This window comes from Micromonospora echinofusca, from assembly GCF_017614955.1.
Classification (GTDB): Bacteria; Actinomycetota; Actinomycetes; order Mycobacteriales; family Micromonosporaceae; genus Micromonospora; species Micromonospora echinofusca_A.
Map to the genome: position 1 here is coordinate 1 of NZ_WVUH01000280.1, position 9,647 is coordinate 9,647.

8 protein-coding genes are annotated in these 9,647 nt (G+C 73.6%); 1 reads left to right on the forward strand and 7 read right to left on the reverse strand.

Translation table 11 applies throughout. From position 1 onward, the window contains the following. Nucleotides 1–23 precede the first annotated feature (23 nt). From GSF22_RS25250 to GSF22_RS25280, 7 genes are all read right to left on the reverse strand, one after another. On the reverse strand, nucleotides 24–488 hold the full coding sequence (locus tag GSF22_RS25250; RefSeq protein WP_208816226.1) for a hypothetical protein: 465 nt from the start codon (nucleotides 486–488) through the stop codon (nucleotides 24–26). A 160-nt stretch (nucleotides 489–648) separates the two neighbouring features. Further along, the gene (locus GSF22_RS25255) at nucleotides 649–2,610 is read right to left on the reverse strand and encodes a vWA domain-containing protein (protein WP_208816227.1); all 1,962 of its coding nucleotides are present in this window, start codon (nucleotides 2,608–2,610) and stop codon (nucleotides 649–651) included. An 83-nt stretch (nucleotides 2,611–2,693) separates the two neighbouring features. Continuing rightward, nucleotides 2,694–4,121: a sigma 54-interacting transcriptional regulator gene (locus tag GSF22_RS25260; protein ID WP_307804306.1), complete on the reverse strand. Its 1,428-nt coding sequence runs from the start codon at nucleotides 4,119–4,121 to the stop codon at nucleotides 2,694–2,696. A 100-nt stretch (nucleotides 4,122–4,221) separates the two neighbouring features. Next, nucleotides 4,222–5,271 carry a hypothetical protein gene (locus GSF22_RS25265; RefSeq protein WP_208816228.1) on the reverse strand — a complete coding sequence of 350 codons (1,050 nt, stop codon included), beginning with the start codon at nucleotides 5,269–5,271 and terminating at the stop codon, nucleotides 4,222–4,224. Nucleotides 5,272–5,466: 195 nt separating this feature from the next. Beyond that, entirely contained in the window at nucleotides 5,467–6,129 is a 663-nt protein-coding gene (locus GSF22_RS25270; protein ID WP_208816229.1) for a response regulator, read from the reverse strand. Next, entirely contained in the window at nucleotides 6,119–7,390 is a 1,272-nt protein-coding gene (locus tag GSF22_RS25275; protein ID WP_208816230.1) for a sensor histidine kinase, read from the reverse strand. The genes GSF22_RS25270 and GSF22_RS25275 overlap by 11 nt, the downstream gene beginning before the upstream one ends. Nucleotides 7,391–7,423: 33 nt before the next feature. Continuing rightward, the gene (locus tag GSF22_RS25280; RefSeq protein ID WP_208816231.1) at nucleotides 7,424–8,392 is read right to left on the reverse strand and encodes an aldo/keto reductase; all 969 of its coding nucleotides are present in this window, start codon (nucleotides 8,390–8,392) and stop codon (nucleotides 7,424–7,426) included. A gap of 62 nt (nucleotides 8,393–8,454) precedes the next feature. On the opposite strand from GSF22_RS25280, the gene mgrA reads away from it, so the two are divergent. Further along, complete coding sequence (gene mgrA / locus GSF22_RS25285) at nucleotides 8,455–9,453, forward strand: L-glyceraldehyde 3-phosphate reductase (protein WP_208816232.1); 999 nt, start codon at nucleotides 8,455–8,457, stop codon at nucleotides 9,451–9,453. Nucleotides 9,454–9,647 lie beyond the last annotated feature (194 nt).

Below are 9,647 nucleotides of genomic sequence, written 5' to 3' on the forward strand. Positions count from 1 at the left end.
GCCGGGTGGTGGGTGGGTAGCACTCAGCCGGTGCGCAGCTTGCGGAGTTGCGCCAGATGCCGGGGCAGATGCACCCGGCCGTGCAGGTCCAGGGTGCGTCCCCAGGGCAGCGGCTCGTCGACCGTCAGGCCGACCCCCTCCCGCAGGTGCGTGTCGACCAGTACGCCGGCACGGGGGCCGAGACGCTCGGTCAACGCGCAGAGTTTCTGGCTGGTGGCCCGGAGCAGGGCGGCCAGCCCGTCGAGGCCACCGCACTCGGCGACCAGGGCGTCGAGTTGGGGGCGGTGCATCGCGTCGAGGTCGTAGTAGGCGAAGTCCGAGCCGGCGAGTACCGCCTCGGTTGCGGCGCTCATCAGTTCGTCGTTCGCCGCCAGGTGGGCGACCACCTGCTCGGCGGTCAGCTCGCCGGGCGGTGGCTCGGCGAAGCCGCCCGCGTCGACCTCGGCGAGCAGGGCGTCGTACACCCGGCGCAACTCCTGGGTCTCCACCGGCCCAGGCTAGCCCGCACCGACGCTCCGCCGTGGCGATTCACCGCCCACGCCAACTGTGACCGTGCTTCTCCGGATCGGCCTGCCATGCGGTTCGGGACTGTTAAGAAGGGGCCCTTCCTCTACCGGAAACGTTAATAGGGGGCCCTTCCTTACATCCTCACCGGCGGCCGCGGCGGGAGCGCAGGTAGTCGGAGACCACGAACTCGCCCAGGTCGTCGGGGTCGGCGGTGAACATCCGGCCGTGCGAGCGTTCCACCACCGCCCGGACGAAGCGGTGCAGGCGGGGATCGTCGCCGAGCATGAAGACGTTCAGGGTGGCGCCGGCGCGGGCCAGCCGGTCGACCTCGTGGATGGTCGCCTGGATGGTCTCCGGCAGCGGCGGCCAGCAGAACAGGCCGGTCCCGGTCGCCGGGTCCAGGTGGGCGGTCGGCTCGCCGTCGGTGACCACCAGCACCACCGGTTCGGCGCCGGGATGGCGGCGCAGGTGCCGACCGGCGAGCCGCAGCGCGTGCTGGAGGTTGGTGCCCTGGACCAGTTCCGGCTCGGTGGCCACCAGTTCCTGCTGGCTCAGGGGCAACGCCTCCCTACCGAAGCCGATGATCTGCAACGCGTCCTGCGGAAACCGGGTGGCCATCAGGTGCGACAGGGCCAGTGCGGTCTGTTTCATCGGCCCCCACCGCCCCTCGGAGATCATCGAGTAGGAGAGGTCCACGCAGAGCGCCACCGCAGCCGAGGCGCGCCGTTCGGTCTCCACGACCTCGAAGTCCTCGACGGCAAGGGTGACCGGTACGCCCTGACCGCCCCGGCGTACCGCCCGGCTGATCGTCCGGATCACGTCGAAGGGCTGCTCGTCGCCGTACTCCCAGGGGCGGGAGGCTCCGGTGACCTCGCCGGCCGCACCCGCCGCGCGCAGGTCGTGCTGGCCGCGTGGGCCGGCGGTCAGCTCGGCGAAGACCCGGCGCAGGGCGGTACCGCCGAGCCGGCGCAGCGCCTTGGGGCTGAGCGTCAGGCCGGACGCACCCCGGCTCAGCCACCCCTGCCGGCGCAGTTCCCGTTCCAGCTCCCGCAACCGGCGTACGTCGTCGGCGGCCTCCCGGCCGAGGGTACGCCGGACCGCCTCGACGTCGACGTCGTCCAGGGTCGCCCCGGGGTGTTCCTGCCCGAGCTGGTCGAGCAGGTCGTCCAGTTCACCGATCTCGGCCAGCGCGCCGGCCGCCTCGCCGTAGCCGAGCGGACGGTCGCCGCGTACCCGTTCCCGTCGCTGCCAGTCGAGGTCGGGGCGGAGGGTACGCAGGTGGGCGTCGAGTTGGGCCAGTTCGGCGGCGAGCGGGCCACCGAGGGACTGCGCCATCAACCCGGACAGTTCCTCGCGCTGCCGGTCGGAGAGCGACCGCATCAGCCGTTCCCCGGCCGCCGACCGCCGGGCCAGGACGTCCACCAGTTCGTCGACGGTGGCGGGCTGTTCCGGGAAGAATCCGCCGTGCCGGCGCATGAAGTCGGCGAACGCGTCGGTGCAGTCCTCGCCCCGGGCGTACCGGCCGAGCAGGTCGTTGAGGTCGCGCATCAGCTCGGCGAGCCGGGCCTGGGTCGCCGGGTCGTCGGCGGAGGCGCGCAGCGCGTCACGCAGTCCGGCGAACCGCTGCTCCAGCACGTCCCGGCGCAGCCCGTCGAGGATCCGCTGGTACGTCTGCCGGGCCTCGTCGCTGCGCCAGTCGTACCCGCTGAGTTCCGCCACCGCCCGGGCGGTGGACGCGGGCAGGTTGGCCAGGGTGGACTCGGCGAAGCGGGCGTCGTCGTCACCGGCGTCGCGTAGCGCGTCCCGTTCGGCGGCGAGTGCCTGGTCCAGCAGGGCCCGCGACCGGGTGACCGCCCCGTCCAGGTCGCCCCGGCGCAGTGCCTCGCGGCGCAGCCGCCGGACCCGGGCGAGCAGGTCGTCCAGTCCGCGCTGCCCGGTCGGGCCACGGCGGAGCAGGTCCCGCAGCGCGTCGCGGAGGCTACCGCCGGCCAGTACCTCCGCGCCGACCGCGTCGACGGCGGCCCGCACGTCGTACGGGGGTGCGAGCGGGTCCGGGCCGTCCTGCCAGGGGCCGTACCGGAACCGGTTCCCGCCGGTCGCCACGTCAGCCTCCGATTCCGTCGCGCGTCATGTCAGCCCCCGATCCGGTACGGATTCACGTCAGCCCCGGCACCGTGGATGCCACGTCAGCCCTCGATCCGGTAGCGGTTCCGGCCGTCGTCGGTGCTCTCCTTGCCGAGCCGGCGGAGCAGGTGGAGCGATTCGAGCACGAACTCGATACCGGCCGCCGCCTCACCGGGGGTGGGCGCGTCGGAGATGCCGAGCCGGCTGAGCACCTTGGCCAGGCCGGGTACCGGGCCGACCTGCCGGAGCAGTTCGCCGGCGCCGACCAGTTCGCCGGTGGTGACCGCGCGGCCGTCGGCGACCAGCGCGGTGAAGCCGGAGAGGTCCAGCCCGGCGAGCCGGGCCCGGTACGTGTCGGCGATCGCGGTCCGCAGCAGGTGGTCGAGCAGTTCCGCCTCCCGGCCCTCCTCGCCGCTCTCGAACTCGACCTTGCCACGCAGGGTGTTCACCGCCAGCGCGGTGTCCCCGACCCGGGCCACCGGCGGGTCGGTGTCGTCCCCGCCGAGCAGACCGGACCGGCGCAACGCGGCGGCGGCGACCGTCTCGGCGGCGGCGATGGCGAAGCGGGCCGACACACCGGACCGGGGGTCGACGTTCGGCGACTCGCGTACCGCGCGGGCGAACCGGGCGAGCACCTCCAGCACGTGTTCCGGGATCTCCGCGACGAGCCGGGCCTCCTGCCGGATCAGGGCCAGTTCGAGGTCCAGGTCGAACGGGTAGTGGGTGCGGACCTCCGCACCGAACCGGTCCTTGAGCGGGGTGATGATCCGCCCCCGGTTGGTGTAGTCCTCCGGGTTGGCGCTGGCCACCAGGACCAGGTCCAGCGGCAACCGGAGCTGGTACCCGCGTACCTGGATGTCCCGCTCCTCCAGCACGTTGAGCAACGAGACCTGGATCCGTTCGGCCAGGTCGGGCAGCTCGTTGACGGCGAAGATGCCCCGGTTGGCGCGGGGTACCAGTCCGAAGTGGATGGTGTCCGGGTCGCCGAGGGTACGGCCCTGGGCGACCCGGATCGGGTCGATGTCGCCGATCAGGTCACCGACGCTGGTGTCCGGGGTGGCGAGTTTCTCGCCGTACCGCAGCGACCGGTGCAGCCAGCCGATCGGCAGGTCGTCGCCGGTCTCGGCGACCAGCGCCCGGGACGCCGGGAGGACCGGCCGCATCGGGTGCTCGTGCAGCGGCGAGTCCGGGATCACCGGGGTCCACTCGTCGAGCAGGCCGGTCAGTGACCGGATGAGCCGGGTCTTGCCCTGGCCGCGCTCGCCGAGCAGCACCATGTCGTGTCCGGCGAGCAGGGCCCGTTCGACCTCGGGCAGCACCGTGTTGTCGTACCCGACGATCCCGGGGAAGCGTGGTTGCCCGGTACGCAGCCGGTCGAGGAGGTTCTCCCGGAGTTCGTCCTTGACGGTGCGGTAGCGGTGGCCGGCCGCCCGCAGCGCGCCGAGGGTGCCCGGCAGATCGGACGGCGGTACGTGCTGGGTCTCGTCCACGGAACCCAGGCTAGCTCACGTTTCAGGGTGGGCCTTCCGATCGGGAAGGCGTTAACAAGGGGCCCTTCCTATACCGGAAACGTTAAGCGGGGGCCCTTCCTTACCTCTCCTTACAGCGGGGGCAGGTGCCGCGACGGCGTAGGTGGTAGGCGTACGCGGCGACGGCCAGGGCCACCGACCAGAGCGGCCAGAGCAGCATCGGGGCCACGGCGCCGTCGCCCGCGCCGATCAGTCGGGCCAGTTCCGGGTTGGCGAGGAAGCCGAGACTGGCGGCGCCCACCGCCACCGCCACCAGGGTCGCCGGCACCACGGCGAGGTTGGCCGGTACCGGCCGGCCGGCCAGGCCGGGCAGCCAGCGGGGGAACCGTTCGCCCCAGGGGCGGACCAGGCCGAGGGTGAGCACCGCGCCGACCACGGCGAACGCCGCGAGGCCCGCGCCGGCCCACACCCCGCCGCTGTCGCGCAGCTCGCGCAGCAGGTCGGCGGAGATGCCGAGCGGGACACCGGCCAGCCAGGCCAGTCGGCTGAGCGCGTAGACCAGCGGCACGGCCGCGGCCACCCAGGTCGCCCACCGGCCCCAGCGGGCCGCCCGGTCCGGCGCCGTCCAGCTGACCGGGCCACCCCGGCCGCAGGCCACGCAGCGGTCGGCGGTCCGGCGTTGCCAGCCGAGCACGGTACGGGCGACCAGCAGCCCACCGGCGACGGCGAGCATCTTGTTGAGCAGGGACCAGGTGAACACGGTCGCGTAGTCCACCGGCAGCCCGCCGAACGGCAGACTCAGGATCAGCATCGGCGCGTACCCGGCGACGGCGAGCACCTGGCCGTCCGGGGCCACGATCAGCAGGGCGGCGGCGACCAGCCAGCCGTACCCGAGCAGGAGCAGCCGGGGTACGCCGGACAGTCGTACCGCGTGCGGGCCGGCCATGGCGAGCATGACCACCGAGGTGACCAGGGCGAGGCCGGCCAGGACCGGGGCACCCACGTCGGCGGGTACCGGTCGCAGCAGGCTCAACTGCCCGCCGGGGTCGTTCGGGCCGAACGGGTACCCGTCGCCGGTCAGGGTCCAGAGCAGGGCGAGGACGCCGTACAGCCCGGCCCAGCCGGCGGCGGCGTACCCGGGCCGGTGGTGCGGGTGGAGGTGTGTCGTCATGCCTCCGAGCGTCGGCCGGCAGCCGGCCGGACACCTCCCGCCGCCCGGTGAGCCCGCTCCCTCCCATGGGGGACCGGACCGTGCTGGCGGGGGCCGGACCGTGGCAAGCCGCGACCGTGGCAAGCCGCGACCGTGGGAAGCCGCGACCGTGGGAAGCCGCGACCGTGGAAGGCCGGGCTCAGCAGCGCTGACCGTTCAGCCGGTGGGGGTGACGAAACCCGACTCGTACGCCGCGATCACCGCCTGGGTGCGGTCCCGGGCACCGAGCTTCGCCAGCACGTTGCCCACGTGGGTCTTCACCGTCTCCACCCCGAGCACCAGTTCGGTGGCGATCTCCACGTTGGACAGCCCGGCGGCCATCAGCCGGAGCACCTCCCCCTCCCGGGTGGTGAGCCGGGCCCGGCGCAGCCCGTCCCCGCCCCGGGGCGCGTACGCGTCGGCGAGGCGCCGGATCGCGGCCGGGAAGAGCAGCGACTCGCCGTGCGCCACCACCCGGATCGCCTCGACCACCTCGGCGGGGCGGGACCGTTTCAGCAGGAACCCGCTCGCCCCGGCGCGCAGTGCGGCGTAGACGTACTCGTCGTTGGCGAAGGTGGTGATGACCAGGACCCGGGGCGGTTCGGGTGAGGTGTCCAGGAGTCGGCGGGTGGCCTGGATGCCGTCGATGGCCGGCATCCGGACGTCCATCAGCACCACCCGGGGCCGGTGCCGGGCCACCAGGGGCGGCACCTCGGCGCCGTCGGCGGCCTCGGCGACCACCCGCAGGTCCGGTTGGGCGTCGATGATCGCCCGTAGTCCGACCCGGATCAGTTCGTCGTCGTCGACGATCAGCACGTCGACCGGTCCGTCACCCGGCATGTCGGTCCCCCGTCCGGGGCACCGGCAGGCTGGCCCGGACCCGCCAGTGCCCGTCGTCCGGCCCGGCGGTCAGCCGACCGCCGAGCAGCAGTACCCGTTCCCGCATCCCGGCCAGGCCACGGCCGGTACGCCCGTCCCCGGACCGGCTCGCGGCACGCGCCACGGGCACCGGGTTGGTCAGGTCGATCTCCAGCCCGGCGCCGGTCACGTCGAGCCGGACGGTGACCGGCCCGGCACCGTGCCGGGCGGCGTTGGTCAGCCCCTCCTGCACGATCCGGTAACCCTCCCGGGACACCACGGCCGGCAGCCGGTCGACCCCGCCGGCCACCCGGACGTCGACCGGCAGGCCGGCGACCCGGGTGTCGGCGACCAGCCGGTCCAGGTCGGCGAGGGTACGCCGGGGCGCCGGGGCCGGACCGGTGGTGTCGTCGCGTTCCCGGAGCAGGCCGAGGACCTGGTCCAGTTCCTCCATGGCCCGGCGGCCGGTCTCCTCGATCGCGGTCAACGCCCGGCGGACGAACTCCGGGTCGCGGTCGAGCAGTTCCCGGGCGGCGCCGGCCTGGAGGGTGGCCACGGTCAGCGCGTGCCCCACCGAGTCGTGCAGTTCCCGGGCCAGCCGGTTGCGTTCGGCGAGCCGGCCGGCGCGGGCCTCCAACGCGGCGATCCGTTCGGCCGGGGAGGGGCCGAGCAGTACCGGGGCCATCGAGGCGGCGAGCGCTCCGAGCCCGGCGACCGCGTACCCGAGCCCCACGAGCAGCAGCACCCCGACCACGCTGAGCAGCCCGGTGTCGTGCCCGTCGAGTGGCCCGAACCGTTGCCCGGCCAGCACCCCGGAGCCCACCCCGAACCATCCGGCGATGAAGACCAGGGCCATCGGCAGGGCGCTGATCAGTCCGAACCCCACCAGACCGCCGGAGAGCAGGTGCAGGGCGATCCAGAGCGCGGAACGTAGCCGGGTCTCCCGGTCCAGCCGGTGTCCGGCGGGCGGCTCGGGCAGCTCCACCGCCAGCAGGTTCCGGGCGGCGGCGATCTCCAGGGCCCGGCTGCCGCCCAGGAAGAGCGGTACGGCGGCGATGACCACCGCCACCACGAGCAGGCCGAGGACCACCGACCGGGGGGCCAGCCCGTCGGTCAGCATCTGGGTGAAGACCGAGCCGAGCAGCAGGTACGGCAGCAGGATCACGCCACCGAGCAGCAGGAAGACGCCCCGGCGCCAGGTGCTGCCCCGCAGCAGGGGCGCCAGGACGGCTCGCGGGCTCACCCGGTCATTCTGGCCCAGCCCGGTCCACGGTCGTCAGCGGCCGGACCGGGCCCGGATCAGTTTCGGGACCGCGGCCAGACCGGTGACCGGCTGGAACGCCGTCGCGGCGGCGACCAGGGCGGCGTACTCGTCGTCGGTCAGGTCGAGGTCGGCGGCGGCGGCGTTGCGTTCCATCTGCTCCACGGTGGACGCCCCGGGGATGGCCACCACGTTCGGGTGGCGCAGCAGGTAGGCCAGCGCGATCTGGCTGGGCGTGGCGTCGTGCGCGGCGGCCACCTCGCGCAGCGTGTCGAGCAGACCGGCGCCACGGGCCAGGTTCTCCGGCAGGAAGTACGGGTTGGCCCGGCGGATCGCGCCGGACGGCGGGTTCTTCGCGTCGTACCGGCCGGAGACGAAGCCCTGGGCGAGCGGGCTGTACGCGATGACCAACCGGCCGGCCCGTTCGGCGTAGGGCAGCAGGTCCCGTTCGGCTGCCCGGTCGACGATGCTGTACCGGACCTGGTTGCTGAGTACCCGCCGGCCGAGCGCCGTCTCGGCGGCCCGCCAGCGGGCCAGGCCGTAGTTGCTCACCCCCACCTCGCCGACCAGGCCGACGTCCTGCAACAGTCGCATCCCCCGCATGGTGCTGCGGTCGCGGACCACCGGGTTGGGCTGGTGCACCTGGTAGAGGTCGATCGAGCCGACGCCAAGCCGGGCCGCCGAGGCGACCGCCCGCTGCTCGACGACCGGGGCGACCGGCAGCACCGGGAGGATCTTGCTGGCCAGGACCACCTTCGACCGGTCGTCGCCGAGGGCCGCGCCGAGGATCCGTTCGCTGCGGCCGAAGCCGTACACCTCGGCGGTGTCGTAGAGGGTGACCCCGAGGTCCAGGGCGCGTCGGACGATCTGCGCCGCCCGGCGTTCGTACTCCGGTCCGTAGCCCCACTCGCGGGAGCCGAACTGCCAGGTACCGAGGCCGATCTTGGAGATGGGCTTGGGGGTGTCGAGCGGGACGAAGCGCATGTCCCGACGCTACCCCGGTACCGTCCGGTCCCGCCCCGACGGGCATAACCGCAGCTACGCTCATGATCGTGACCTACCTCGCCGCGAACGACCGCTACGACTCGATGACCTACCGCCGCAGCGGACGCAGCGGCCTGCGCCTTCCCGCGATCTCCCTCGGCCTGTGGCACAACTTCGGCCACGGCCGACCGCTGGACCGGCAGGCCGACATCGTCCGACGCGCCTTCGACCTGGGCATCACCCACTTCGACCTGGCCAACAACTACGGCCCCCCTCCGGGCAGTGCGGAGGAGAACTTCGGCCGGCTGCTCGCCACCGACCTGCGGGCGTACCGGGACGAGATCGTCGTCTCCAGCAAGGCCGGCTACCTGATGTGGCCCGGCCCGTACGGCGAGTGGGGTTCCCGGAAGTACCTGGTCTCCTCGCTGGACCAGTCACTGCGCCGGATGGGGTTGGACTACGTCGACATCTTCTACTCGCACCGGTACGACCCGGACACGCCGTTGGAGGAGACGATGGGCGCGCTCGACGCCATCGTCCGCTCCGGGAAGGCGCTCTACGTCGGGATCTCCAACTACGACGCCGAGCAGACCACCCGCGCCGCCGCGATCCTGGCCGACCTGGGTACGCCGCTGCTGGTCAACCAGCCGTCGTACTCGATGTTCAACCGGTGGACCGAGCGGGACGGGCTGCTCGACACGCTGGCACGGGCCGGGGCGGGCTGCATCGCGTACAGCCCGCTGGCCCAGGGCCTGCTGACCGACCGGTACCTGGGTGGCATCCCGGAGGACTCGCGGGTGCGTACCAGCGTCTTCCTCAGCGAGGGTGACCTGACCGAGGAGACGATGGCCCGGGTACGCGGACTCGGCGCGATCGCCGAGCGACGCGGCCAGACCCTCGCCCAGTTGGCGCTGGCCTGGGCGCTGCGCGACCCCCGGATGACCAGCCTGATCATCGGGGCGAGCAGCGTGGCCCAGTTGGAGGGGAACGTGGCCGCCCTGTCCCGGTTGGACTTCACCGCCGAGGAACTGGCCGAGATCGACCGGTACGCCATCGGCTGAGCCACCCTGGACGGCCCGGAGCGGGACCGGGGTCGGGACGACGACCGGACCCACGGCGCGGCCCGGCTGGTGGGGTCCGTCGAGCGGGGACGGACCCACCACCGGCCGGGCCGGCCGGTACCGGTTCAGTGCCGGTTCATGGCCATGGCCCGCTTGCGGGCCGCCATCCCCGCCGCGCCGGCCATCCCCAGGCC